Here is a 24,426-nt window from a genome sequence, read left to right on the forward strand (position 1 = left end):
GGGGACAATTGGTGGGTGCAGGGTCGTTCTGATGATCAGCGTGAGTTGTTGGATGCCGAATCAGTAGCGGGGCATCTTCTGAAGTCCGACAGTGTGTTTGCGTTCCTGGCCACGCATCGGTCGGAGTTGTTTCCCGAGGAGATGTTCGCCGATCTGTTTCCCTCGCGCCGTGGCCGGCCGAGTGTTCCTGCTGAAGTGATGGCCAGTGTGATCACCTTGCAGGCCCTGCATGGCTTGTCCGATAACGAGACCGTGGACGCGGTGACCTTCGATCTGCGGTGGAAGGCGGCCTGCGGGCTGCCGATCACCGAGGCTGCGTTCCATTCGACGACGTTGACGTATTGGCGGCGGCGGCTGGCGGGTTCGCAGCGCCCGAACCGGATCTTCGAGGCGGTCAGGGCGGTGGTCGCAGCGACTGGGGTGTTGGCAGGACGGACGCGGCGGGCGTTAGATTCCACGGTCCTCGACGATGCGGTCGCCACGCAGGACACCGTGACACAGTTGATCGCCGCGATCCGGCGGGTCCGCCGGGAGGTCGGCGGTGCGGTCGAGGTCGTCGAGGTTCATTGCACCGCTCACGACTACGACGATGCGGGAAAGCCGGCGATCGCGTGGGATGACAAGACCGCTCGCGAGCTGCTGGTCGACGGACTGGTCGGGGATGCGCACCGGCTGCTCGGGCATCTGCCCGAGCAAAATCTCGCGCAGCGGCGGTCGCGTTGTTGGCGCTGCTCAGCGGCCAGGATGTCGAACCCGTCGAGGGCTCTGACGGCACCGACGGGCAGTGGCGCATCGCTCGGCAGGTGGCCTCGGATCGAGTGATCTCCACCGTCGACCCCGAAAGTCGCCACGTGCACAAGTCGGTGCACCGTCGCCAGGACGGGTTCAAGGCCCACATCGCCGTGGAACCCGAGACCGGAATCATCACCGATTGCGCGTTGCGCCGCGCCAACGGAACCGCCGATAGTGAGGCCACCGTCGCAGCGGATCTGCTCGAAGCCGAAAGCGGCCCGGTCGCGGTCCTGGCCGATTCGGCATACGGATCCGGGCAGTTCCGCGCTCATCTGGTCGAGCGCGGCTACCGCGACGTGGTCAAGCCCGCGCCGGTGCGTCCAGCGGTTCCCGGTGGGTTCACCGTCGACGACTTCACCGTCGATCACGCGCGAGCACAGGTGACCTGCCCGGCGGGTGTGACCCGTTCCCTCACAGCGGCCGGCAATGCGGTGTTCGGTATCGCGTGCGCCGACTGTGTTCTGCGGGCCCGCTGCACCGCCGCGATCGACGGCAAGACACTGAAGGTGCGACCGCACGACGCGCTGCAACGACAAGCCCGCCGCCGAGCCCGGGATCCATTGTGGATCAACGAGTATCGACAACATCGCCCCATGGTGGAGCGTTCGATCGCGTGGCTGACTCGAGGCAACCGCAAAGTCCGATACCGTGGCGTGGCGAAAAACGATCACTGGCTGCACCATCGCAGCGCCGCGTTGAATCTGTGCCGCCTGCTCACCATGGGCCTGACCCACACCGGCACCGCCTGGGCGCTGGCCTGAGGCCGACACAAACCAGAGGCTTGCCCTCACCCGCGACCGATGCCACGCGCAAGACGGCGGGGTGACCCTCGACCTGTCGACCTCCGGGTCTGACTTAACCCACGCGCCGCAGAGCGCTTTGAGACACCCCGCCCCACAAGCCACTAATTCAGCAGATTCCTAGCGGTCCTTCCACCGCTGCACGCGCCGCTCGGCGGCGTCGATCGCGTCGTCGTCGGCGCGGCGGACCGGCACGCCGTGCGCCTGCGCGGTGGCGATCAAGGCGTCGCGCACGGCCGGGTCGGCCATCAGCAGCGTGGCGAGCACGCCCGCCGACAGTGTGCGGTTGCGGATCATGCCTCGGTAGTTGACCTCTGCGGGAATACGCACGTCCAGCAGACCCGCCACCGCGCCACCGGCGGTCGCCACGAGCGCCGTGAGCACCGCGTCGGAGGCCAGGTCGAGCAGCAGCCCCCGCCCGGGGAAGCGGGGCAGCGGCAGCTTGCCGATCTGTGCGTCGAGCGCGTCGGAGAGCAGATAGCCGATCAGACTGTGCGTTTCGACGCTCTTGACGTCGGCCCAGTCCACCGCGTCGCCGTCGAACTCCACCGCGTCAGCGCTGATGCCCAGGCCCCCGACGTGATTGAGCAGACGCAACACGGTGCTCAGCGGCGCGGGCGCGCGGGTGAGGCCGGCGACGGCGTCGCCGATGCCGGCGCTCCAGCGGCCCGACACCGGCCCGGCCGGGGGACGCAGCCTCGGCAGCACGGAGGTCACCACCGCTACGCCGAACTCGCCACGGCGGGCAGCTCGTCGGCGAGCAGCGCGAGCATCGGTGAGCACCCGTTGTCGATCTTCACCGTCGCCAGGTCGTCGCCCCGGGTCCGGCCGCGGTTGACGATCGCGACGGGCACGCCGCGGGCCGCCGCGTGCCGGACGAAGCGGTAACCGGAGTACACGGTGAGCGACGAGCCGGCGACCAGCAGTGCGTCCGCGTCGTCGACCATCGAATACGCCTCGTCCACTCGGCTTTTCGGCACACTTTCACCGAAGTAGACGATGTCGGGCTTGAGCATGCCGCCGCACTTCGGGCAGTCGACGATCCGAAAGCTGGTGGTGTCGCCGACGACTGCGTCGGCGTCCGGGGCGACCGCGATGCTGTCCACCCCGCGAACCCTCTCCCGGAACCCGGGATTGGCCGCCTCGAGCAACTCGTCGAGCGCCGCCCTGGACATGCCGTGGCCGCAGTCCAGACACACGACGTGCACATAGGTGCCGTGCAGGTTGATCACGGCACGACTGCCCGCCTTGGTGTGCAGCAGGTCGACGTTCTGGGTGATCAGCCCCGTCACGACGCCGGCGCGTTCCAGCGCGGCCAGCGCGCGGTGCCCGGCGTTGGGTCGGCGCTCGTCCATGTGCCGCCACCCGACGTGGTTGCGGGCCCAGTACCGCTGCCGGAACACCGGGTCGGAGGTGAACTGGCGGATCGTCATCGGGTTCGCCGGCGGCGAGTCCGGTCCGCGGTAGTCCGGAATCCCGGAGTCGGTCGACATTCCCGCCCCGGTGAGGACGGCGACGCGCCGGCCCCGCAGGGCGGTGACCAACTCGGGGGATTCCACGCTGTCGAGGATAGGTGGCCGCGCGTCCGCGCTGCTCAGGGCAGGCAGTCGGCCGCCGTGACGATCTCGGCGCTCATGTTTCGCTCCATCATCTGCAGCGCCGCGTCACCCAGCGCCGGGTCGATGTGGGCGACCGCGTCGCGGGGGATGACCACGGGGAAGTGCCGCACGTAGGCGTCCAGGGCGGTGTAGAGGATGCACTGTTCGGTGACCTGGCCGGTCAGCACGAGACGCTCGGGTTCGAGCTGTGTGAGCAGGTACGCCAGTGAGGTCGCGTAGAAGGCGCTGTGCCGCACCTTCGTCATCACCCGCAGGCCCTGCTGCGGCACGATCGGCTTCACGAGGTCGGGCCGTTCGCCGTCCAGGGCACTGCGCACGATGTCGCTGAACTCGGCGCTGAAGTCGCCGTAGTTGTCGTTGACGTAGACGACGTCGGCGTCGTCGCGATCGTGGGCCGAGGCGACCAACCGGCTCAGCGGGTCGATGATCGGCTCGACGTGCGGGATCAGCTTCTCGGCATCCGGGTGCCGGTAGGTGTTCATCATGTCGATGACGAGAATGACCGTGTCGCTCATGGGGCCGTGCATACCCGGGAAAATTGCGGGGACACAATGAGGCATGGACTTTTACTCGGCGTATCAGCAGGGCTTCGTCCGTATCGCCGCGTGCACCCATCACACCGCGCTGGCCGACCCCGCCGCGAACGCCGAGACGGTGCTGCGTATCGCCCGGGACTGCGATGACGACAACGTCGGCTTGGCGGTGTTCCCGGAACTGACGCTGTCGGGTTACTCGCTCGAGGACATCGTGATGCAGGACGCGCTGCTCGACGCGGTCGAGGAGGCGGTCCTGCAGGTGGCGGCCGGGTCGGCGGCGCTGCTGCCGGTGCTCGTCGTCGGCGCGCCGTTGCGGCACCGGCACCGCATCTATAACACCGCGGTCGTGATCCACCGCGGCCGGGTGCTGGGCGTGGTTCCCAAGTCCTACCTGCCGACCTACCGCGAGTTCTACGAGAAGCGCCAGATCGCGGCAGGCGACGACGAGAGCGGCGAGATCCGGCTCGGCGATACGGACGTGCCGTTCGGGCCGGACCTGCTCTTCGCCGCCGACGACCTGCCGAACTTCGTGCTGCACGTGGAGATCTGCGAGGACATGTTCGTGCCGGTCCCGCCGAGCGCCGAAGCCGCGCTGGCGGGTGCGACCGTGTTGGCCAACCTGTCGGGCAGCCCGATCACGATCGGCCGGGCCGAGGACCGCGCGCTGCTGGCCCGTTCGGCCTCGGCGCGATGCCTGGCGGCCTACGTCTACGCCGCCGCGGGGGAGGGCGAGTCGACCACCGATCTGGCCTGGGACGGCCAGACCATGATCTGGGAGAACGGCGTCTGCCTCGCGCAGTCCGAACGGTTCCCGAAGGGTGAGCGGCGCTCGGTCGCCGACGTCGACCTCGTGCTCCTGCGCAACGAGCGGACACGGATGGGCACCTTCGACGACAACCGGCGCCATCACCTGATCGACGACGACGCGTTCCGGCGCATCGGATTCCGGCTCGATCCGCCCGGGGGTGACATCGGGCTGCTGCGTGAGGTGGAACGGTTCCCGTTCGTGCCCAACGATCCGGCTCGGCTCGAGCAGGACTGCTACGAGGCATACAACATCCAGGTCTCCGGGCTCGAGCAGCGGCTGCGCGCGCTGCACTACCCCAAGGTGGTGCTCGGCCTGTCGGGCGGTCTGGATTCCACGCACGCTCTGATCGTCGCGGCGCGGGCGATGGACCGCGAGGAGCGTCCCCGCAGCGACATCCTCGCGTACACCCTGCCGGGTTTCGCCACCGGCGAGCGGACGAAGAGCAACGCGACCCGCCTGGCCGAGGCGCTCGGGGTGACGTTCGAGACCATCGACATCAAGGCCACCGCCGAGCTGATGCTCAAGGAGATGGACCACCCGTTCTCGCGCGGCGAGAAGGTCTACGACGTCACGTTCGAGAACGTGCAAGCCGGCTTGCGCACCGACTACCTGTTCCGCCTGGCCAACTTCAAGGGTGGCATCGTCCTGGGCACCGGGGACCTGTCGGAGCTCGCGCTGGGCTGGTCGACCTACGGGGTGGGCGACCAGATGTCGCATTACAACGTCAACGGCGGCGTGCCCAAGACGCTGATCCAGCATCTGATCCGCTGGGTGATCTCCTCGGAGCAGTTCGACCCGACCGTCAACGAGGTGCTCGCCGACGTGCTCGACACCGAGATCAGCCCGGAACTGGTGCCCGCCGGGGAGGACGAGGAGATCCAGAGCAGCCAGGACAAGGTGGGTCCGTATGTGCTGCAGGACTTCTCACTGTTCCAGGTGCTGCGCTACGGATTCCGGCCCTCGCGGGTGGCGTTCCTGGCCTGGCATGCGTGGAGCGACGCCGACCGCGGGGACTGGCCCTTCGGCATCCCCGAGGAGAAGCGACCGTCGTTCACGCTGAAGGAGATTCGGCACTGGCTGCAGGTGTTCGCCCAGCGCTTCTACTCGTTCAGCCAGTTCAAGCGCTCCGCGCTGCCCAACGGGCCCAAGGTGTCCGCGGGCGGCTCACTGTCGCCGCGCGGCGACTGGCGCGCTCCGTCCGACATGTCGGCGCGCACGTGGCTCGACGAGATCGAAGGTTCGGTGCCGGAGAGCTAGCGGCGCGGTGTCATGCGCAGCACGGGTCGCCGCGCCAAGCGTTGACGCCCTCGCGCACCGCGATCGCCGCGATCCCCAGGGCTGCAACCGAATCCGCCCATCCCCAGCCGAGGGTGCTGTTGAGCACGAGCCCGATCAGCAGCACGGCGGACAGGTAGGTGCACAGCAGGGTCTGCTTCGAATCCGCCACCGCCGACCGCGACCCCAGTTCGCGTCCGGCGCGGCGCTGGGCCAGCGACAGCACGGGCATCACCGCAAGGCTCAGCGCGGCGACCACGATGCCCAGCACGGTGGGCCGCGGTTCCCGGATGCCCGCCAGCGACAGGGCGGCGTCGACGGTGACGTAGGCGGCCAGAGCGAAGAAGGAGAACGCGATGAAGCGCAGCGCCGACTTCTCCCGAGTCTCGGGGTCCGCCGCCGAGAACTGCCACGCCACCGCAGCAGCCGACGACACCTCGATCACCGAATCGAGCCCGAAGCCGATCAGCGCCGAAGAGGACACCCGCGATCCTTCGGCGAGCGCCACGACCGCCTCGACGATGTTGTAGGTGATCGTTGCGGCGACCAGCAGGCGCACGCGGCGGGTGAGTACCGCCCGGCGGTCGCCGGAGATCGTCATCAGCAGCACGCCTGCCCGTCAGAGCCGGCCGTCGATGCGCAGTTCCGGGTGCACCCACTCGGGCGACCGGCGCTCCTTGAACGCCAGGAACCCCTCGATGGATTCGGGCGCGCCGAGGCTGGCCTGCATGCCGATGCGGTCGTAGAGCCCGAGGTAGCTGTCCAGGCTCGCCTTGATCACCGACCGGGCGTGCGGCGCGGTGCGACAACACTGGGCGAGCACCTCCCGGGCGGCGTCCTGCAGCTCGTCATGCGGCACCACCCGCGCGACCATGCCCCACTCCAGCGCCTCGGCCGCCGACAGCGTACGGCCGGTGAACATCAGGTCGCGGGTGCGTACCGGACCGATCAGGCGCGCGAGCATGTGGCTGTAGTACGTGTCGGCGATGCCGCGGTAGAGCTCGGGAACGCGGAACGTCGCCCGCTCGCTCACCACTGCCATGTCGGCGCACAACGCGATCTGCAGGCCACCGCCCTGGCACAGCCCGTTGACCGCGGCGACGACCGGCTTGGCGGACTGGCGCAGCGTGTCGAACGGCAGCGCGTCCATGCCCAGCGCCGACCCGAAGGTCAGCCAGTTGTCGGCCCCGCCGCCACCCATGTCGCCGCCGGGGGCGAACACGTCGCCGGTGCCGGTGATGAGCAGACCCGCCAGATCCGGATCGCCGTCGACGTGCTTGACCGCGTACTTGATGCCGAAGTACATCGCCGGGGTCATCGCGTTGCGCGCTTCGGGCCGGTCGAGGGTGCACACCCCGAACGCCTTCTCCCGGGTGAAGCGCAGATACGGCGTGCCGAGCCAGTCGCCGTCAGGGGGTCGGGGCGAAGTCGTCACGGCGTCGTCCTCACGGTCGGGACGTCACATGTCTTGGCCAAGGACGTCGTCGATGGCCTCACTGTAGGGCGCGCAGTCGCCGGCGCCGTGCACCAGTGTCGCCAGTGCTCCCGCAGCCGCGGCGCGCCGCAGCGCGGTCTCGACGCCGGTGGTCCACGCGGCGGCCAGCACCCCGGCGAACACGTCACCGGCCCCGGTCGTGTCCACCGCCTCCACTGCGGGTGCGGGCACGTCGACGCCGATGCCGTCGCCGCGGTAGGAGACGCCCTCGGCGCCGCGCGTCACGACCAGGTGCGCCACGCCGGCCTCGACCCAGTCCGGCGCCTCGGTCTCGTTGACGACGATGACGTCGGCGTGGTCGGCCAGGCGGGCCCGCTCGCCGGGGTCGGGGACGGCTGGCGAGGCGTTGACGACGACCACCGCCCCGGCCTCCCGCCCGACCCCCGCCGCGGCGACCGCGGTGGCGATCGGGATCTCCAGCGAGATGAGCACGACGTCGCTGTCGGCGATCACCGACCGGATGGCGGCCGAGCTGAGCGCCAGGTGTGCGTTGGCCCCCGGTGCGACGACGATGGAGTTCTCGGCGTCCGCGTCGACGATGATCGCTGCCGTCCCGCTGGGGCCGGGCACCTCGACCGTCGCCTCCAGGCCCACACCATTGGCCCGCAGATGCGCCCGCAGTTCCGCCGCCGCGCCATCGGTGCCCAATGCGGCGACCAGGTCGACGCTCGCACCGTCCCGGGCCGCCGCGACGGCCTGATTCGCCCCCTTGCCGCCGGGGGAGAGTGAGAGCTCCGACGCCAGCACCGTCTGGCCCGGCCGGGGCAGCGACGCGACCGTGAAGGAGAGGTCGGCATTGACACTGCCGACCACGCAGATCCTCGCCATCGCGGCAACGCTACGCTGGGCTAATGAGTCTGCACGCACCGGAGCGCAGCGCGGTGGCCGACGATCTGCGCGGGCAGGTGCACGACGCCGCCCGCCGCGCCCGCGTCGCGTCGCGCGGGCTGGCGACGCTGAGCACCGAGGCCAAGAACCAGGCGCTGCGCACAGCCGCCGACCACATTCTGATGAACACCCGCACCATCCTGGAAGCCAACGAGGCGGATCTGGCCGCGGCGCGCGACGCGGGCACGCCCGAGGCGATGCTGGACCGGCTGGCGCTGACCCCGACGCGGGTCGAGGGCATCGCCGACGGACTGCGCCAGGTCGCCGGCCTGCCCGACCCGGTCGGTGAGGTGCTGCGCGGGCGGACCCTGCCCAACGGCCTGCAGTTGCGTCAGCAGCGCGTCCCGCTCGGGGTGGTCGGCATCGTCTACGAGGGCCGGCCCAATGTCACCGTCGACGCGTTCGGGCTCACCCTGAAATCCGGCAACGCCGTCCTGCTGCGGGGCAGTTCGTCGGCGGCGCGGTCCAACGCCGCGCTGGTCGACGCTTTGCGCGCCGCGCTGGCCACCGAGGGACTCGACGTCGACGCAGTGCAGTTGCTTCCGAGTGCGGACCGGGCCAGCGTCACGCACCTGATCCAGGCGCGCGGCCTGGTCGACGTGGTGATCCCGCGCGGCGGAGCCGGGCTGATCGACGCGGTCGTGCGCGACGCGCAGGTCCCCACGATCGAGACCGGTGTCGGCAATTGCCATGTCTACGTTCATTCCTCGGCTGATCTGGACATGGCCGAGGCCATCGTGCTCAACGCCAAGACGCGGCGGCCCAGCGTCTGCAACGCCGCCGAGTCGCTGTTGATCGACGCGGCCGTCGCCGACGTCGCGGTGCCGCGGCTGACCGGCGCGCTGCAGGCGGCCGGGGTGACGGTGCACGCCGACCCGTCCGACGAGGAGTTGCGCGCGGAGTTCCTGTCGATGGACATCGCGCTGGCGGTCGTCGACGGGATCGACGCGGCGATCGCCCACATCAACACCTACGGGACGGGCCACACCGAGGCCATCGTCACCACCGATCTCGCTGCCGCGCAACGGTTCACCGAACGAGTCGACGCCGCGGCGGTGATGGTGAACGCGTCGACGGCGTTCACCGACGGGGAGCAGTTCGGTTTCGGCGCCGAGATCGGCATCTCCACCCAGAAGCTGCACGCCCGCGGCCCGATGGGGCTGCCCGAGTTGACGTCGACCAAGTGGATCGTCTGGGGTGACGGCCACACCCGTCCGGCCTGAGTCAGGAGAAAACCACACGTGAGCGTCCCCGCACGCCCGGCGCCGCTGTTCGCCGACATCGACGATGTCGCGCGCCGGCTGGCCGAGACCGGCTACCTGCCCGACACCGCCACCGCGACCGCGGTGTTCCTCGCCGACCGGCTCGGCAAGCCCCTGCTGGTCGAGGGCCCGGCGGGCGTGGGCAAGACCGAACTGGCCCGCGCGATCGCCCAGGCCACCGGCTCGGGGCTGGTGCGGCTGCAGTGCTACGAGGGCGTCGACGAGGCGCGTGCGCTGTACGAGTGGAACCACGCCAAGCAGATCCTGCGCATTCAAACGGGCAACCAAGGCGGTCAGGGCGACTGGGACCAGACCAAGATGGACGTCTTCTCCGAGGAGTTCCTGCTCTCCCGGCCGCTGCTCACCGCGATCCGGCGCACCGACCCGACGGTGCTGCTGATCGACGAGACCGACAAGGCCGACATCGAGATCGAAGGTCTGCTGCTCGAGGTCCTCAGCGACTTCGCGGTCACGGTGCCCGAACTCGGCACGATCGTCGCCGAGCGCAAACCGCTGGTCGTGCTGACCTCCAACGCGACCCGCGAGCTGTCCGAGGCGCTCAAGCGCCGCTGCCTGTTCCTGCACATCGACTTCCCCGACCCGGATCTGGAGCGGCGCATCCTGCTGTCGCGGGTGCCCGAGCTCCCCGAGCACCTGGCCGGTGAGCTGGTGCGCATCGTCGGCGTGCTGCGCGGCATGGCGCTGAAGAAGGTGCCGTCGGTGGCGGAGACGATCGACTGGGCGCGCACGGTGCTGGCGCTGGGTCTGGACACCATCGACGACGAGCTGATCGCCGCGACGCTCGGGGTGGTGCTCAAGCATCAGTCCGATCAGGTCAAGGCGTCAGGGGAGCTGAGGCTCAACTGATGGCGCCCCGACGCACCCGCCCGCCCCAGCCCCTGGCGCCGCACGGAATCCCCGGCCACCTGGTCGAATTCGTCGAGGCGCTGCGCGGGTCCGGGATCGCGGTGGGTCCGTCGGAGACGGTGGACGCCGGCCGGGTGATGAGTGTGCTCGGTCTGGGAGATCGGCTGGCGCTGCGCGAGGGCATCGCGTGCGCGGTGCTGCGCCGACCGGACCACCGGGACACCTACGACGCGCTGTTCGATCTGTACTTCCCGGCCGCGCTGGGCGCCAGGACCGTGCTGGACGACTCCGAGGACGGCGAGGGGCTGCCGCCCGACGACGTCGAGGCACTGCGCCAGGCACTGGTCGACATGCTCTCCGAGAACGAGGAACTCGCCAACCTGGACGAGCGGCTGGCGGCGATGATCGCCCAGATCGTCGAGGCCTACGGCCGGTACAACTCCAGCCGCGGACCGTCGTACTCGTCGTACCAGGCGCTCAAGGCGATGAGCCTGGACGACCTCGAGGGGCGGCTGCTGGCCGGTCTGCTGGCGCCCTACGGCGAGGAACCCAGTCCCACGCAGGAGCAGATCGCCAAAGCGCTTGCCGCTCAACGTATCGCACAGCTCCGCCGGATGGTGGAGGCGGAGACCAAGCGGCGCACCGCCGAGCAGCTGGGCCGCGAGCACGTGCAGACCTACGGGGTGCCGCAGCTGGCCGAGAACGTCGAGTTCCTGCGCGCTTCGGGGGAGCAGCTGCGGCAGATGCGCCGCGTGGTCGCGCCGCTGGCGCGGACGCTTGCCACCCGGCTGGCCGCACGCCGGCGGCGTTCCCGCGCCGGGGAGATCGATCTGCGTAAGACGCTGCGCAAGTCGATGTCGACGGGCGGCGTGCCGATCGACGTCGTACTCAAGAAGCCGCACCCCGCCCGGCCGGAGCTGGTCGTGCTGTGCGACGTGTCGGGATCGGTGGCCGGTTTCAGCCACTTCACGCTGCTGCTGGTGCACGCACTGCGGCAACAATTCTCACGCGTCCGGGTGTTCGCTTTCATCGACACCACCGACGAGGTCACCGAATTGTTCGGCCCCGACGCCGATTTGGCCGTCGCGGTGCAGCGCATCACCCGGGAGGCGGGTGTGTACACCCGCGACGGGCACTCCGACTACGGCCACGCGTTCGTGTCGTTCCTCGACAGGTTCCCGAACGTGCTGTCGCCACGCAGCTCGCTGCTGGTGCTCGGCGACGCCCGCAACAACTACCGCAATCCCGAGGCCGACCTGCTCGCCCACATGGTCAACGCCAGCCGCCACGCGCACTGGCTCAACCCCGAGCCGCGGCACCTGTGGGGCAGCGGCGATTCCGCGGTGCCGCGCTACGAAGACGTGATCACGATGCACGAGTGCCGCTCGGCCAAGCAGCTCGCCTCGGTGATCGACGCGCTCCTGCCCGTCTAGGTCTTCCCGCCGAACTTGCATTCCGCGTGGGTTTTTCGCGGGATTGTGCGCGTGGAATACAGTTTCGGCGCTGGGAAAGCTAGGCGAAGGAGACCATGACCTCGCCGCCCTTGGGGTCGGCGTCGGCGACCAGCGACCACGGCGCCCGGTAGACCCGGCCCGGCGCCGCCGGCCACAGCGTGCGTGTGGTGCCCAGCACCCGTCCGTCCTGCACGGCCCGCAGCACCGGCAGCCGTCGGTACTCGTCGGTCCACAGCAGCAGGTCGCCGCGCGCCGCGGCTCCGCCGTCCAGCGACACGAGTTGCGGCGCAGCCCATCTCAACGGCGGCGTGACCCGGATGCGGGCAGCGGCACGCACCGGCTCCGCGCGGTCGCCGGTGCGCAGCCAGTGCCGTACGGCGGTCGCGACGTGGCGGCCGTCGAGCGCGGCACCGTCGGCGGTGTCCACCGGATGCAGCAGGTTGCCGACCGCGAACACGCCGGGATGGCTCGTCCGGAGCGCGGCGTCGACGGCCGGTCCCCGGGTCGCCGGGTCCATCCGGAGCCCCGCGGCCCGGGCCAGTTCATGGTCGGGTATCCAGTCGCCGGTGAAAACAACCGTGTCGCAATCGATTTCACGGCGCTCAGCACCGCGTTCCACGGTGACCGAACGTACCCGGCCCTTGCCGTGCACGGCGACCAGCCGGGCGCTGGTCAGCACCGGGCCCTTGAGTAGCCCGCGGCCCGCCGCGCGGAACGCGGCGTACGCCTCGGCGCGGGGGTAGCCGCTGATCATCGCCACCGTCGCGCACCCGGCGTCGCGCAGGGTCAACACCGCCGACCAGCTGACCAGTTCGGCACCGACGATCACGGCGCGCGTGCCGACGCGGCCGTGGTGCAGGTGCACGAGGTTCTGCAACTGGCCGGTGGTGTAGACGCCGTCGGGCCGGTCGCCGGGAATCAGCCGCGCCGGACGCGGCCGTTCCCGCGCCCCGGTCGCGAGGATCACCGCGTCGGCGGTGACGGTGCGCACGCCGCGGGGCGAGGTGATCTGCAGCGTCCGCTCACCCGCCCACCCGGTGACCATCGCCTCGGTCTCCAGGTGCGCGCCCGCGTCGGCGGCCATCGCGGTGAGCCGCCGGGCGTAGGCCGGCCCGGAGACGAAGCGCCGCAGATCGCGCAGACCGTACCCGGGATGGTCGCTGTGCCGGGGGATTCCGCCGGTGGCGGCCTCCCTCTCGAGCACCAGCACCTCGCCGTCGACCTCCGGTGCCAGTGCGGCCGCGGCGGTCAACCCGGAGGGTCCACCGCCGACGATCGTGATCGCGACGCGGTTCACCGCGCGGTCCCGGCGGCCAGCAACTGCGCGGTGTGCGCGCCGCAGTAGAAGCCCTGGCACCGCCCGTTCATCACCCGGGTGCGCCGGCGCAGACCGTCCAGATCCGCGGGCGGGATCGGCGAGGCGAACGCGTCGCGGATCTCGCCGGCGCTGACCCGCTCGCAGAAGCACACGATGCGGCCGTATTCCGGGTCGGCGGCGATGCGTTCGGCATCCTGGTACGGCCGCACGCCGACCTCGCCGATGTTCGGCATACGCGGCGGCGGGGGCAGGCCGTCGCGCTCGGTGACGTCCACGCCGGCCTCGGCGAGCAGGCCGGTCACGTACTCGGCCACCGCCATCCCCGAGGTCAGGCCCGTCGACCGGATGCCGCCGACCAGGACGTAGCGGGCGGCGGGGTCGACGTCGATCAGATAGTCGTCGTGATCGCTGGCTGCGCGCAGCCCGGCATAGGTCGCGGTGATCTCCTCGTCGAACAGCGCAGGCATCAGCGCGCGCCCCTTCGACACCAGGAAGTCGAATCCGCTCTCGGAGGTGCCGGTCGCGGTGCGGTCGGTCAGGTTCTCCGACGTCGGGCCCACCATCACGTTGCCGTAGATGGTCGGGCTGACCAGCACACCCTTTCCGCGCGACGACGGCACCGCCAGCACGATCACCGGCACCATCGGCCGGGCGAGCTTGTCGAACACGAGAAGCTCACCGCGCCGCGGTGTGACGGTGAAGCGCTGGTGGCCGAACGCGGCGTCGAGGTGGTCGGCGCCCAGTCCGGCCGCGTTGATCACCCATCGGGCCCGCACGTCGCCGCGGGTGGTGTGCAGGGTGGTGTGCTCGGGTCCCGCGGTCGCGGCCGTCGCCCGGGCGCCGCGCAGCAGGGTGGCGCCCCGGGCGACGGCGTCGGTGGCCAGCGCCAGGTTGGTGGTCCACGTGCAGATGATCGACTCGCCGGGCACGGTCAGTCCGGCCAGCGCGCCGGGCCCCAGATCGGGCACCCGGCGGTAGATCTCTTCGGTCTGCACCAGTCCGCAGTCGCGGTAGCCGTTGCGTTCGGCCTTGACCATCAGGCCGGGCAGCGCGTCGGCCTCCTCCTCGGTCCAGGCCACCAGCATCGCGCCGGTGCGCTCGACCGGGATGCCGGTCTGCTCGGCGTAGGCGCCGAGCAGGTCGTACCCGCGGGCGACGAGCCGGGACTCCAACGTTCCCGGGGTGGCGTCGAAACCGGTGTGCAGCAGGGCCGTGTTGGCCTTGCTGGTGCCGTCACCGACGTCGTCGCGTGCCTCGACCAGCGTGACCGTGAGGTGCGTGGCGGCCAGGGCCCTGGCGATCGCGCATCCGACGATCCCGGCCCCGACGACGACGACGTCGGAGGTGACGTCGGAACTCATGGCGTGCTCTCCTCTACGGCGTGGCGCCAACGCGCCAGGAACTCGGCGGCCCGTGCGGCCGGCCATTCCGGTTGGTAGGTGTGTTGCGGTGCCCAGGTGCCGACCGCGTCGGCGACGGCCAGATCCGGTTCGACGGCGAGCCGGGCGCACGCGGCGGCCCCGAGCGCGGTGGCGTGCTGCGAGGGATAGACGTCGACGGGCATCCGGGCAAGATCGGCCTGCGCCTGCATCAGTGCCGCCGACCGGGTGAGGCCGCCGTCGACACGCAGCCGGGTCAGCGGCCGGCCGAGATCCGCGGACACCAGCTCGGTCAGCGCGGTCACCTGGGCGGCGATTCCCTCGAGCAGCGCGCGCATCAGGTGCCCCCGCTGGCTGGACAGGGTCATCCCGGTGAAGCTGGCCGTCGCCGCGGCGTTCCACCACGGCGCGGCCAGCCCCGCAAGGGCGGGTACGCAGAGCACGCCGTCGCTCGACGGTGCGGCCACGGCGTCGATCTGGTCAGCGGCGGGCACCAGGCCGAGGTCGACGGCCCACCGGATGGCCGAGGCCGCGGTGTAGACCTGGCCGTCGACGCAGTACGCCGTCTGGTCGCGCAGCCGCCACGCCACCGATGTCGTGAGTCCCCACCGGGAGCGCACGGGTTGGGTGCCGAGCTGCGCCAGCAGGAACGCCCCGGTGCCGTACGTGCATTTCGCCGAGCCCGCGTCCAGGCAGCTCTCGGCAAGCAGCGCGGCCTGCTGGTCGACGATGAGTCCGCCCACCGGCAGTGTCGGCCCGAAAACGTCGGTGTGGCCGACGATCTGGTCGCAGGCCACGATCTCGGGCAGGGCTTCGCCGGCCAGTCCGAAGAGGGCGACGAGGTCGTCGTCCCAGGCCGGGTCGTCCAGCGCGGTCAGCAGCGACCGGCTGGCGGTCGACGCGTCGGTGACGAACGCGCCGCACAGCCGGTGCACCAGCCAGGCGTCGGTCGTCGTCACGACGCCGTCGCGGGTCAGGTTCGCCCGGATCCAGGCCATCTTCGGCGCCGAGAAGTAGGGGTCCAGGACGAGCCCGGTCCGCTGGGCGACCTCCCCGGCGTGGCCGGCCAGGGACGCGCACAGGGCTTCGGCGCGCCGGTCCTGCCAGACGATCGCCGGGGTGAGCGCGCGCCCGCTGCCGCGGTCCCAGGCCAGCACGGTCTCACCCTGGTTGGCCAGCGCGACCGCGAGCACGGGCACGCCTGCGTCGGCCAGTGCGCGCCGTCCGGCGGTGACCACGCTGTCGAACAGCGCTTCCGGGTCCTGCTCGACGCCGCCGCCGGGCAGGTATTCCGGCCGCAGGGACACCTCCGCCAGAGCGCACACCTCCCCGCGGTCGTCGACGACGACGGCCTTGGTGCCTGAGGTGCCCTGGTCGATCGCCAGGATGTGTCCGCTCACTCCCGCAGCTCGGCGTCGATGGAAGCCATCGCGGGCATCGTCAGTCCGGCCCGGCCGCGCCGGATCAGCAGGTAGCCCAGGTAGGCCGCGCCGATGGCGACCATGACCAGGACGTAGGCCCAGGCCTGCTTGAAGGCCGCGTCGCGGAACAGCGCCAGCTCGAAGGCCAGCCAGACGACCGCCACCACCAGGATCGGGATCTCCCACACTCCGAGGTCGAACTTGCCGTTAACGGGAAGCGACGTGCGCTTGACCAAGTAGAGCACCACGGTCGAGGCGTACATCACGGCCGGGAGCAGTGTCGCGGCACTGAACAGTGTGAACAGCGCGGTCTCCGAATGCGCGAAGATCGCCAGGATCAGCTGCGCCAGGGCCAGGTAGAGCAGTGTGGCCTTGAACGGGGTGTGGAAGCGCGGCGAGATCTGGCTCCACTGCTGCCAGCCCGGGAACCGTTCGTCTCGGGACATGGCCCAGGTCAGCCGGACGCCGGTGATCATGATGACCAGCCCGCAGGCGAAGATCGCGAGCACCACCATCAACAGCAGCAGCGTGGCGACCACCGACCCGAGGGTCGTGTTGATCACGTCGGCGATCGGGGTGCCCGACTCGGCCAGCGCGACGGGATCCCCGGCGGCCAGCGTCACCGCGATCAGGAACACGAAGCCCAGCACGCCGGAGGCGAGTACGGCGTTGCACATCGCACGCGGCACCACCCGCTCGGGGTCGTGGGTCTCCTCGGCCAGATTGGCCGCCGATTCGAAGCCGACGATCGTGAACGCGCCGAGCAGGAAGCCGAGCATCCACGGCCCGGCCGACGTCCAGTCGCCGAAGCTCCAGAACCCTTCGGCCGGTACGGCGCCCTTGCTGAACAGGTTCGAGAACTCCATGTCGCCGCGCACCGCGGCGACGACGAGCAGCAGAACGGTCAGCAGCGCCATGCCGACGAGCTCCAGGGTGACCAGGCTGTTGTTGACCCTCTCCGCCCACGGCGTCGAGAAGGCCACCAGCAGAGCCTGGATGATCAGCACCGCGGCCGTCATCACCCATGCGATCGTCGCGGTGCTCTCGTAGTCGAGCAGGACGGGCAGGATCGTCGAGGCGATCGTGTAGTCGACCGCGACCACGACGATCGCCAGGAACGTGAACGAGATCCAGCCGATGATCCAGCCCAGGATCGGGTTCGCCAGCCGCGACATCCACTGGTAGTGGTAGCCGGTGACGGGGATCCGGGAGGCCAGCGCGCCGAGCACGAACGCCACGGCGAGCTGCCCGACCACCGCTATCGGCCACGTCCAGATCCCGACCGGGCCGGAGCTGTTGAGCACCGCCCCGTAGGTGGTGAAGATGCCCGTGGCGATCGAGACGAAGGCGAACGCGACGGCGAACGACGCGAACCGGCCGGTTCTGCGCTCCAGAGACTGCGTGTACCCGAACTGCGCAAGCTCTGCCGAGTCGCGGGATTCGCTGCGCGGCGACGGATCGGTCACTGGACCTCCTGCGAGTGGTATAGACCATGTGGTTGGACCACAGTATCGGGCGGGAGGACGGTCCCGTCAACGCCCGGCGTCGATGTTTTACCCGGCTGTCATACGCGCCCCGCGGGCATCGGCGCGACTACTCTGCATGGATGGCATCCGGCACGCCGCTCTACATGTCGATCGCCGCGGACGTCCGCGACCGGATCGCCACCGAGCAGTTGGGCCCGCACACGCTGCTGCCGTCGGAGCGGGAACTCGCCGAACAGCACGGCGTCAGCCGGATGACCGCGCGGCAGGCCCTGTCCCTGCTGGAAAGCGAAGGAGCGGTGTACCGCAAGCCGCCGCGCGGCACGTTCGTCGCCGAACCGCGGGTCCGCTTCCACGTCGGCAGCTTCTCCGAAGAGGTGGCCCGCATGGGCCGCAGGCCGGCGGCCAAGCTGCTGTGGGCCGAGCACCAGATCGCCAAACCCGCTGTCCGCCGCGCACTGGACCTGCCCGAGGGTGCGGCCGTGCACGTCTTCCACCGGTTGCGCACCGTCGACGACGTGCCGTTCGCGTTGGAGACCACGTTCCTGCCTGCCGATCTCACCCCCGGCATCCTCGCCGAGCCCGACGACGGATCGCTGTGGGCGCTGCTGCGCTCGCGCTACGGCATCGAGCTGGCCCGCTCGACCGCCGTGCTGGAGTCGATCGTGCTCGACGATGCGTCCAGCGTGCAGTTGGGGGTGCGCGCCGGGTCGGCAGGCACCCTGCTCACCCGCAGCACCCGCGACGTGCAGGGCCGGTGTGTGGAGTACGCGCGCGACGTCTACCGGGCCGATCGGGCCGCGTTCGAGGTCTCCGAGGATCTGGGCGCGGACCGGCTGTCCTCGGTCTGAGCGCACCCGCGGGCTCGTTTTCGGTCCCGTAAGCTCGCTATTCGTGCGATCGCGACGGCGTCTCGGGGTGATGGGCGGAACCTTCGACCCCATCCACAACGGGCACCTGGTCGCGGCCAGTGAGGTGGCGGACCTGTTCGACCTCGACGAGGTGGTGTTCGTGCCGACCGGGCAGCCGTGGCAGAAGCGCAGCCGGCCGGTGACGGCTGCCGAGGACCGCTACCTGATGACCGTCATCGCCACCGCGTCCAACCCCCGCTTCTCGGTCAGCCGCGTCGACATCGATCGCGGCGGCCCCACCTACACCAAGGACACTCTCCGGGACCTCGGCACGCTCAATCCCGACGCCGATCTGTACTTCATCACCGGCGCGGACGCGCTGGCGTCGATCCTGTCGTGGCAGAACTGGGAGGAGATGTTCTCCATCGCCCGTTTCGTCGGCGTGAGCAGGCCCGGCTACGAACTCGACGGCAAGCACATCTCCGCAGCGATGGCCGAGTTGCCCGCCGACGCGCTGCACCTGGTGGAAGTGCCCGCGCTCGCCATCTCGTCCACGGACTGCCGTGAGCGTGCGGAGACGTCGCGCCCGATCTGGTACCTGGTGCCCGACGGCGTCGTGCAGTACGTCTCGAAGAGAAGCCTCTATCACCGCCCCACAGAAGGAGACCGCCCCTGACCGCCACAGCAGAAGCCATCCACATGGCCGAGGTCGCCGCGCGCGCGGCCGCGGCCAAGCTGGCCGACGACGTCGTCGTCATCGACGTGTCCGATCAGCTCGTCATCACCGACTGCTTCGTCATCGCCTCGGCGTCCAACGAACGTCAGGTCAACGCGATCGTCGACGAGGTCGAGGAGAAGATGCGCCGGGCCGGGTTCAAGCCGGCGCGACGCGAGGGCACGCGCGAAGGCCGGTGGACCCTCCTCGACTACGTCGACGTGGTGGTGCACATCCAGCATCAGGACGAGCGCAACTTCTATGCCCTCGACCGGTTGTGGCGGGACTGCCCGCTCGTGCCGGTCGACCTGGACGGCACGGCCGAGGACGACGCATGACGATCCGCCGGCTGGTGATGCTGCGGCACGGCCAGACCGAGTTCAACGCGGGCAGCCGGATGCAGGGTCAGCTGGACACCGACCTCTCCGACCTGGGTCGTGAGCAGGCCGTGGCGGCCGCCGAGGTGCTGGCCAAACGTCAGCCGCTGCTGATCATCTCGTCGGATCTGCGGCGTGCGCTGGACACCGCGGTCGCTCTCGGTGACCGCTGCGGTCAGTCGGTCAACATCGACGCCCGGCTGCGTGAGACCCATCTCGGTGACTGGCAGGGGATGACGCACGTGGAGGTCGACGACGCCGCACCCGGCGCCCGGCTGGCTTGGCGGGAGGACGCGCGCTGGGCCCCGCACGGCGGCGAGAGCCGTGTCGACGTCGCCGACCGCAGTCTGCCGCTGGTGCGCGAACTGGTGGCCGGTCAACCGGAGTGGGGTGTCGAGGACCCGGATCGACCGGTCGTACTGGTGGCACACGGCGGCCTGATCGCGGCGCTGACCGCGGCGCTGCTGCATCTGCCGGTCGACAACTGGCCCGTGCTGGGCGGCATGGGCAACGCGAGCTGGGTGCAGTTGGCCGGGCACACCCGCCCCCGCGGGGCCGCCGGACAGTTCGACGACATCCGGTGGCGCCTCGACGTGTGGAACGCCTCGGCGCAGGTCGCCAACGATGTCCTCTGACGCGGACCCCGGCCGCAGAACCCTGCTGGTTTTCTGCGATTCCCTGTCGTACTACGGCCCGACCGGCGGACTGCCCGTCGACGATCCGCGTATCTGGCCGAATATCGTTGCCGAACAATTGGATTGGGATGTCGAGCTGATCGGCCGGATCGGCTGGACCAGCCGTGACGTCTGGTGGGCGGCGACGCAGGACCCGCGGTCGTGGGCGGCGTTGCCGCGCGCGGGCGCGGTCGTCTTCGCGACCTCGGGCATGGACTCACTGCCCTCGCCGCTGCCGACGGCGCTGCGAGAATTGATCCGGTACGTGCGGCCGCCGCGGGTACGGCGCTGGGTGCGTGACGGTTACGCGTGGGCGCAACCCCGGTTCTCGCCGATCGCCCGCGCCGCGCTGCCCCCGCATCTGACCGTCGAGTACCTGGAGATGACCAGGGCCGCCATCGATTTCAACCGGCCCGGGATCCCGGTGGTGGCATCCCTGCCGTCGGTGCACATCGCCGCCACTTACGGCAAGGCCCACCACGGCCGTCCCGGCACCGTCGCCGCGATCACCCGCTGGGCCGGCGAGCATAACGTGCCCCTGGTCGACCTCAAGGCTGCGGTCGCCGAACACGTGCTGAGCGGGCGCGGGAACCCTGACGGCATCCACTGGAACTTCGAGGCCCACGAGGCAGTCGCCGGGCTGATGATCAAGGCTCTCGCCGAAGCCGGTGTCTCCGTCTCGGATTCGCGGAGCTGACATGCCGGTGGTGGTGGTCAGTGACTCGTCCTCGCGGCTGGGCGTCGACGACGAGAAGCGCTGGAACATCCGCGAGGTGCCATTGCACGTCCTCGTCGACGGCGACGATCTGCGCGACGGAGTCGACGAGATCCCCTACGACATCCATGATCGCCCCAAGGTGACGACGGCGGGGGCCGCGCCGGCCGACCTGGAGGAGACGTACCGGCAGGCATTGGCCGACAGTGCCGGGGATGGCGTCGTCGCGGTGCACCTGTCGGCCGCTCTGTCGAGCACCTACAGCGCGGCGGTCATCGCTGCTCGGGAGTTCGGATCAGCGGTGCGCGTGGTCAATTCGCGCTCGGCGGCAATGGGCGTCGGGTTCGTCGCCCGCGAGGCGGCGCGCTGCGCGGCCGCGGGCGGGGACGTCGACGCCGTGGAGGCGGCCGCACGCGCCGCCCGGGGACGCTCGCACGTGTTCCTCGTCGTGCACCGGCTGGACAACCTGCGCCGCAGCGGGCGTATCGGCACCGCGTCGTCGTGGCTGGGCACCGCGTTGTCGCTCAAGCCGCTGCTCCGCCTCGACGTCGACGGCCGGTTGGTGCTCGATCAGCGCATCCGCACCATCAGCAAGGCGCATGCAGCGCTGGTGGACCGCGTCGCCGATGTCGTGGGCGAGGCGCCGGCCGACGTCGTGGTGCACCACGTCGACAACCACGACGCCGCTGACGAGCTGGGAGCCGCTCTGACACAGCGGCTTCCGCAATTGACCTCGCTGACCGTCGCCGACATGGGCCCGGTGCTGTCGGTTCACGTTGGCTCCGGAGCCGTCGGCGTCGCCGTGCAGGTCGCCGCGTCGTAGTCGTCAGATCAGTGCCACCGGCCGCAGTTCCACGCAACATTCGCCCCCGGCGGGCGCGAGCACAGCCTCGACGGTCTCGGACTGCAGTCCGTCGAGGACCCCACGCGCGAAGGAAAGGTTGAGCTCGCACACGAGCTTGGGCAACTGGCGCGCAAGCGGGTGGAAGGGGCAGTTGCGAAGCCGGACACACTGCTGCGGAGCGGGGTAGGGCTCGAATCCGTAGTCGGCAAGTGCTTTCTCGGCCAGGCGCATGGTTCGCTCGGCGCTCAGCCGGCCGCCGCGTACCGGCTCGCTCGCGGCCGCCGCCGCGGTGACACCGCGCTCGTGGGCCACACATGCCGCGGCGACCCGTGCCGATCCGTGCTCGTTCTCGGCGAGCACCGCGTGCGCGAGGATGTCGGCGAGCAATCCGTGGCGGCGCGTCGGGATGCTGACATCGAGTTCCGTGTCTGCGAGTGCGTACACCTTCGGCGGGCGACCGGCGCGAGCGTCCATCGGCTGCCGGAAATGGAATTGCAGCAGCCCGGCTTCGACGAGCTTGTCGAGGTGGAAGGCCGCGAGTCTGCGGGAGATGCCCGCCGCAGAGGCCGCTTCGTCGCGGCTGACCGGGCGGCGCTGAGCCCGCGCGAAGTCGTACAGCCGCCAGCGCATGTCGTCGCTCAGCGCTGCCACCGCGCGGATCGACTGGTGACGCGGGGAGCGCGGGGGTCGCTGCACGCTGACACGATAGCGCCAACTGAGCCGGCCGAAATTGCTTCTTGACCCGCGGAGCGGAATAAGACCAAAATCAGTTAACCAAATCCACGACGAGTGGAGGTGGCCGTGAGCACTCGGTCAGAGCAGGCGAAGCACCCCGTCAGCGCGATGCTGGCCGGACCGTACGGGCATCCGTTCCATCCCATCCTGGTCACCGTTCCGATCGGCGCGTGGCTCGCCAGTCTGGTCTTCGACATCGCGTCGCACGTGGTGGCCGATCCGGGCTTCCTGGTCCGAGGAGCCTGGTGGCTGATCGCGATCGGTGTGATCGGCGCGGCGGCCGCTGCCGCGGTCGGCTTCCTGGACCTGCTCGCCATCCCCACGGGCACCCGGGCATTCACGGTGGGCCTCGTGCACATGACGCTGAACCTGGCCGTCACGGCGGGCTATATCGCTGGTTACCTTTGGCGGCAGACACTTTCGATGGACGGGCCGGTGGCTCTCGGACCGCTGGCGTTGTCAGTGGTCAGCTTCGCGGTGTTGGGGGCGTCGGGCTATCTGGGCGGCATGTTGTCCTACCGCTACGGTGTCCGCGTCGCCGACGAGGCCACTCAGGCGACCGGCTTCGTCGGTAGGTGAGAAGTACAGCAGAGGAGGGACTCTCATGGGTATCGCATCGGCGATCGCGTGGATCCTGACGGCCGGAGGCGGCGCTTTCATGCTCGCCAAGTGGGTGAGCGGCGGCGGCCACCGAAAACCGAGCGGCACACACCTCCCGCCGGCGGCCGTCTTCGGGCACTTCGCCCTGGCCGCCCTCGGGTTGGTGCTGTGGATCGTCTACCTGGTCGCCGACAACGATCCCATCGGATGGGTCGCGCTCGCCCTTCTCGTTCCGGTGGCGATCCTCGGGGTGGTGATGCTGGCCCGCTGGCTCCCTGTGCGCCAAGGGCGATCTCAACCCGTCGGCGCGCGAGTGCAGCAGGCGGGCGAGGCGCCAGAGCGGTCGTTCCCGGTGCCGGTCGTGGTGGGGCACGGTGTCCTCGCCGTGGTGACGATCGTGCTTGCGCTGTTGGCGATCAGAGCCAGCTGACCCGAACGTCAGACCGCCGCCCGGCCCGTGATCGGCGGAAGATCGGCCAGCGTCACGATGCCCGGCGGTGCGGCGACCACGGCGGGTACCGCGTTGGTCACCGGCATCGCGGTGTAGATCATGCCCAACCCCATGAAACCCGGTTCGGTCCAGTCCCTGGGCGGCAGGCAGTGCACGACGGTGCGCATGTTGGGCAGCCCGAACACCTGCACGACGTGGCCGTGCTCGAGGGGTTTGGGAGGGCTCACGTGCTCACCCATGATCCAGTTGAACCCGACGCTGACGACGTTGCGCTCGCCCACCCAGCCGCGGTGATAGCCCATCACCCCGGCAACCGTGCCCTGCGGAATCGTCATGAAGCCGAGGTCGCTGTCCCCGGTCGCGGCAGTGAACGTCACGTCGAAGGTCAGCCGGTCCAGCGTCACGCCGATGGCGTCGGCCATCATGGCGGCCGATTCGGCGAACACCTCGCTCTCGCGGCGCACGCTCTCGGCCAGCCCCGGGGTGTCGGGGTCCTGCGAGAAGCCCATCGCGGTCTGGGTGCCTGCCGACTCGTAGGTCGAGCAGTCCACCGATTCGGTGATGCGGATCTCGTCGACGCGCTCGCAGGCGCCGCTGAGGACCATGCCCACCAGATTCGACATGCCAGGGTGTGCGCCGCTGCCGAAGATCGTCGAATTGCCTCGCTCACAAGCGGTTCGGATGCGCTGCAGATCCTCGGGCGACTGCTTGCCCCCGGTGATCCACGCGGCCGACGTACACACGTTGACGCCGGCCTCGAGCAGGCGGACCAGCTCGTCGATGCTGGGCCACAACGGGTTGTAGCAGCATGCGTCGGGCCGCAGGGCGAGCAGCGCGTCGATGTCGTTCGTGGCCGTCACCCCGGTCGGTTCGGGCCGGCCGGCGAGTTCGGCCGCGTCGACGCCGACCTTGTCCGCGCCGTGCGCGTAGACCCCGACGAGGTCCATGTCATCGCGGCCGATGATCGCGTGCAGTGAGCGGCGGCCGATGTTGCCGGTGGTCCACTGGATGACGCGCAGAGGTCGCTCGGTCGGCATGGCGTCAACCTACCGCCTCTAAGGTGGCC

24 protein-coding genes and 1 pseudogene are annotated in these 24,426 nt (G+C 70.2%); 13 read left to right on the forward strand and 12 right to left on the reverse strand.

Annotated elements, in window-relative coordinates:
• Positions 1 to 15 precede the first annotated feature (15 nt).
• A pseudogene (locus tag G6N45_RS14150) lies at positions 16 to 1,553 on the forward strand (IS1182 family transposase).
• 159 nt (positions 1,554 to 1,712) lie between these two features.
• Here the strand turns inward: G6N45_RS14150 and G6N45_RS14155 are convergent.
• The 3 genes from G6N45_RS14155 to G6N45_RS14165 are packed head-to-tail and all read right to left on the reverse strand — an operon-like array spanning position 1,713 to position 3,726.
• Positions 1,713 to 2,309, reverse strand: coding sequence for a hypothetical protein (locus G6N45_RS14155; protein WP_163722878.1), 597 nt, complete (start codon positions 2,307 to 2,309; stop codon positions 1,713 to 1,715).
• A gap of 5 nt (positions 2,310 to 2,314) precedes the next feature.
• Positions 2,315 to 3,151: an NAD-dependent protein deacetylase gene (locus tag G6N45_RS14160; protein WP_163722879.1), complete on the reverse strand. Its 837-nt coding sequence runs from the start codon at positions 3,149 to 3,151 to the stop codon at positions 2,315 to 2,317.
• A 35-nt stretch (positions 3,152 to 3,186) separates the two neighbouring features.
• Positions 3,187 to 3,726: a cysteine hydrolase family protein gene (locus G6N45_RS14165; RefSeq protein ID WP_163722880.1), complete on the reverse strand. Its 540-nt coding sequence runs from the start codon at positions 3,724 to 3,726 to the stop codon at positions 3,187 to 3,189.
• Between the two features lie 43 nt (positions 3,727 to 3,769).
• On the opposite strand from G6N45_RS14165, the gene G6N45_RS14170 reads away from it, so the two are divergent.
• Entirely contained in the window at positions 3,770 to 5,812 is a 2,043-nt protein-coding gene (locus tag G6N45_RS14170; protein WP_163722881.1) for an NAD(+) synthase, read from the forward strand.
• A gap of 10 nt (positions 5,813 to 5,822) precedes the next feature.
• Here G6N45_RS14170 and G6N45_RS14175 read toward each other — a convergent pair whose 3' ends face one another.
• From G6N45_RS14175 to G6N45_RS14185, 3 genes are read right to left on the reverse strand one after another with little or no spacing between them, the layout of a single operon-like run.
• A complete protein-coding gene (locus tag G6N45_RS14175) occupies positions 5,823 to 6,431 on the reverse strand; it encodes a cation efflux transmembrane domain-containing protein (protein ID WP_163722882.1) in 609 nt (202 codons plus the stop codon).
• A gap of 18 nt (positions 6,432 to 6,449) precedes the next feature.
• Positions 6,450 to 7,265 (reverse strand): enoyl-CoA hydratase/isomerase family protein, encoded by an 816-nt coding sequence (locus tag G6N45_RS14180; protein WP_163722883.1) that lies wholly within the window; start codon positions 7,263 to 7,265, stop codon positions 6,450 to 6,452.
• Positions 7,266 to 7,289: 24 nt separating this feature from the next.
• On the reverse strand, positions 7,290 to 8,153 hold the full coding sequence (locus G6N45_RS14185; protein ID WP_163722884.1) for a ribokinase: 864 nt from the start codon (positions 8,151 to 8,153) through the stop codon (positions 7,290 to 7,292).
• 23 nt (positions 8,154 to 8,176) lie between these two features.
• Here G6N45_RS14185 and G6N45_RS14190 point away from each other — a divergent pair, with 23 nt between their 5' ends.
• The 3 genes from G6N45_RS14190 to G6N45_RS14200 are packed head-to-tail and all read left to right on the forward strand — an operon-like array spanning position 8,177 to position 11,775.
• Entirely contained in the window at positions 8,177 to 9,436 is a 1,260-nt protein-coding gene (locus G6N45_RS14190; RefSeq protein WP_163722885.1) for a glutamate-5-semialdehyde dehydrogenase, read from the forward strand.
• Positions 9,437 to 9,454: 18 nt separating this feature from the next.
• On the forward strand, positions 9,455 to 10,342 hold the full coding sequence (locus G6N45_RS14195) for an AAA family ATPase (RefSeq protein WP_163722886.1): 888 nt from the start codon (positions 9,455 to 9,457) through the stop codon (positions 10,340 to 10,342).
• Positions 10,342 to 11,775: a vWA domain-containing protein gene (locus G6N45_RS14200; RefSeq protein WP_163722887.1), complete on the forward strand. Its 1,434-nt coding sequence runs from the start codon at positions 10,342 to 10,344 to the stop codon at positions 11,773 to 11,775. The genes G6N45_RS14195 and G6N45_RS14200 overlap by 1 nt, the downstream gene beginning before the upstream one ends.
• A 79-nt stretch (positions 11,776 to 11,854) precedes the next feature.
• Here G6N45_RS14200 and G6N45_RS14205 read toward each other — a convergent pair whose 3' ends face one another.
• Genes G6N45_RS14205 through G6N45_RS14220 form a run of 4 tightly spaced genes read right to left on the reverse strand, consistent with a single transcriptional unit; the run spans position 11,855 to position 17,380 of the window.
• Positions 11,855 to 13,093, reverse strand: a complete 1,239-nt coding sequence (locus G6N45_RS14205) for an NAD(P)/FAD-dependent oxidoreductase (RefSeq protein ID WP_163722888.1) — start codon at positions 13,091 to 13,093, stop codon at positions 11,855 to 11,857.
• Complete coding sequence (locus G6N45_RS14210) at positions 13,090 to 14,475, reverse strand: NAD(P)/FAD-dependent oxidoreductase (protein WP_163722889.1); 1,386 nt, start codon at positions 14,473 to 14,475, stop codon at positions 13,090 to 13,092. The genes G6N45_RS14205 and G6N45_RS14210 overlap by 4 nt, the downstream gene beginning before the upstream one ends.
• Entirely contained in the window at positions 14,472 to 15,893 is a 1,422-nt protein-coding gene (locus tag G6N45_RS14215; RefSeq protein ID WP_163722890.1) for an FGGY family carbohydrate kinase, read from the reverse strand. Before G6N45_RS14215 ends, G6N45_RS14210 begins: the two co-directional genes overlap by 4 nt.
• A complete protein-coding gene (locus tag G6N45_RS14220; protein ID WP_163722891.1) occupies positions 15,890 to 17,380 on the reverse strand; it encodes an amino acid permease in 1,491 nt (496 codons plus the stop codon). The genes G6N45_RS14215 and G6N45_RS14220 overlap by 4 nt, the downstream gene beginning before the upstream one ends.
• 140 nt (positions 17,381 to 17,520) lie before the next feature.
• Here G6N45_RS14220 and G6N45_RS14225 point away from each other — a divergent pair, with 140 nt between their 5' ends.
• The 6 genes from G6N45_RS14225 to G6N45_RS14250 are packed head-to-tail and all read left to right on the forward strand — an operon-like array spanning position 17,521 to position 21,553.
• Positions 17,521 to 18,249 (forward strand): GntR family transcriptional regulator, encoded by a 729-nt coding sequence (locus G6N45_RS14225; RefSeq protein ID WP_163722892.1) that lies wholly within the window; start codon positions 17,521 to 17,523, stop codon positions 18,247 to 18,249.
• Between the two features lie 43 nt (positions 18,250 to 18,292).
• Positions 18,293 to 18,925 carry a nicotinate-nucleotide adenylyltransferase gene (nadD, locus tag G6N45_RS14230; RefSeq protein WP_163722893.1) on the forward strand — a complete coding sequence of 211 codons (633 nt, stop codon included), beginning with the start codon at positions 18,293 to 18,295 and terminating at the stop codon, positions 18,923 to 18,925.
• On the forward strand, positions 18,922 to 19,302 hold the full coding sequence (gene rsfS, locus G6N45_RS14235) for a ribosome silencing factor (protein WP_163728423.1): 381 nt from the start codon (positions 18,922 to 18,924) through the stop codon (positions 19,300 to 19,302). Before nadD ends, rsfS begins: the two co-directional genes overlap by 4 nt.
• Complete coding sequence (gene gpgP, locus G6N45_RS14240; protein ID WP_163722894.1) at positions 19,299 to 19,976, forward strand: glucosyl-3-phosphoglycerate phosphatase; 678 nt, start codon at positions 19,299 to 19,301, stop codon at positions 19,974 to 19,976. The genes rsfS and gpgP overlap by 4 nt, the downstream gene beginning before the upstream one ends.
• Positions 19,966 to 20,712 carry a diglucosylglycerate octanoyltransferase gene (gene octT, locus G6N45_RS14245; protein ID WP_163722895.1) on the forward strand — a complete coding sequence of 249 codons (747 nt, stop codon included), beginning with the start codon at positions 19,966 to 19,968 and terminating at the stop codon, positions 20,710 to 20,712. The genes gpgP and octT overlap by 11 nt, the downstream gene beginning before the upstream one ends.
• A gap of 1 nt (position 20,713) precedes the next feature.
• Positions 20,714 to 21,553, forward strand: coding sequence for a DegV family protein (locus tag G6N45_RS14250; protein WP_163722896.1), 840 nt, complete (start codon positions 20,714 to 20,716; stop codon positions 21,551 to 21,553).
• 3 nt (positions 21,554 to 21,556) lie between these two features.
• Here the strand turns inward: G6N45_RS14250 and G6N45_RS14255 are convergent, their stop codons facing one another.
• Complete coding sequence (locus G6N45_RS14255) at positions 21,557 to 22,270, reverse strand: helix-turn-helix transcriptional regulator (RefSeq protein ID WP_163722897.1); 714 nt, start codon at positions 22,268 to 22,270, stop codon at positions 21,557 to 21,559.
• 105 nt (positions 22,271 to 22,375) lie between these two features.
• Between G6N45_RS14255 and G6N45_RS14260 the strand changes: the two genes are divergently transcribed.
• Both G6N45_RS14260 and G6N45_RS14265 read left to right on the forward strand, forming a co-directional pair.
• Complete coding sequence (locus G6N45_RS14260; protein WP_246228688.1) at positions 22,376 to 22,888, forward strand: DUF2231 domain-containing protein; 513 nt, start codon at positions 22,376 to 22,378, stop codon at positions 22,886 to 22,888.
• Positions 22,889 to 22,913: 25 nt separating this feature from the next.
• Positions 22,914 to 23,339 (forward strand): hypothetical protein, encoded by a 426-nt coding sequence (locus G6N45_RS14265; protein WP_163722898.1) that lies wholly within the window; start codon positions 22,914 to 22,916, stop codon positions 23,337 to 23,339.
• Between the two features lie 8 nt (positions 23,340 to 23,347).
• Here the strand turns inward: G6N45_RS14265 and G6N45_RS14270 are convergent, their stop codons facing one another.
• The gene (locus G6N45_RS14270; protein ID WP_163722899.1) at positions 23,348 to 24,397 is read right to left on the reverse strand and encodes an NAD(P)H-dependent amine dehydrogenase family protein; all 1,050 of its coding nucleotides are present in this window, start codon (positions 24,395 to 24,397) and stop codon (positions 23,348 to 23,350) included.
• Between the last annotated feature and the right edge of the window lie 29 nt (positions 24,398 to 24,426).

It is taken from the genome of Mycolicibacterium psychrotolerans (genome assembly GCF_010729305.1).
In the GTDB taxonomy this organism is placed as follows: domain Bacteria; phylum Actinomycetota; class Actinomycetes; order Mycobacteriales; family Mycobacteriaceae; genus Mycobacterium; species Mycobacterium psychrotolerans.

Coding starts and splice junctions, on each gene's coding strand:
- G6N45_RS14165 (WP_163722880.1), bottom strand. CDS start 3,726: ATGAGCGACACGGTCATTCTCGTCATCGACATGATGAACACCTACCGG.
- G6N45_RS14170 (WP_163722881.1), top strand. CDS start 3,770: ATGGACTTTTACTCGGCGTATCAGCAGGGCTTCGTCCGTATCGCCGCG.
- G6N45_RS14175 (WP_163722882.1), bottom strand. CDS start 6,431: ATGACGATCTCCGGCGACCGCCGGGCGGTACTCACCCGCCGCGTGCGC.
- G6N45_RS14185 (WP_163722884.1), bottom strand. CDS start 8,153: ATGGCGAGGATCTGCGTGGTCGGCAGTGTCAATGCCGACCTCTCCTTC.
- G6N45_RS14190 (WP_163722885.1), top strand. CDS start 8,177: ATGAGTCTGCACGCACCGGAGCGCAGCGCGGTGGCCGACGATCTGCGC.
- G6N45_RS14200 (WP_163722887.1), top strand. CDS start 10,342: ATGGCGCCCCGACGCACCCGCCCGCCCCAGCCCCTGGCGCCGCACGGA.
- G6N45_RS14210 (WP_163722889.1), bottom strand. CDS start 14,475: ATGAGTTCCGACGTCACCTCCGACGTCGTCGTCGTCGGGGCCGGGATC.
- G6N45_RS14225 (WP_163722892.1), top strand. CDS start 17,521: ATGGCATCCGGCACGCCGCTCTACATGTCGATCGCCGCGGACGTCCGC.
- gpgP (WP_163722894.1), top strand. CDS start 19,299: ATGACGATCCGCCGGCTGGTGATGCTGCGGCACGGCCAGACCGAGTTC.
- octT (WP_163722895.1), top strand. CDS start 19,966: ATGTCCTCTGACGCGGACCCCGGCCGCAGAACCCTGCTGGTTTTCTGC.
- G6N45_RS14250 (WP_163722896.1), top strand. CDS start 20,714: ATGCCGGTGGTGGTGGTCAGTGACTCGTCCTCGCGGCTGGGCGTCGAC.
- G6N45_RS14265 (WP_163722898.1), top strand. CDS start 22,914: ATGGGTATCGCATCGGCGATCGCGTGGATCCTGACGGCCGGAGGCGGC.
- G6N45_RS14270 (WP_163722899.1), bottom strand. CDS start 24,397: ATGCCGACCGAGCGACCTCTGCGCGTCATCCAGTGGACCACCGGCAAC.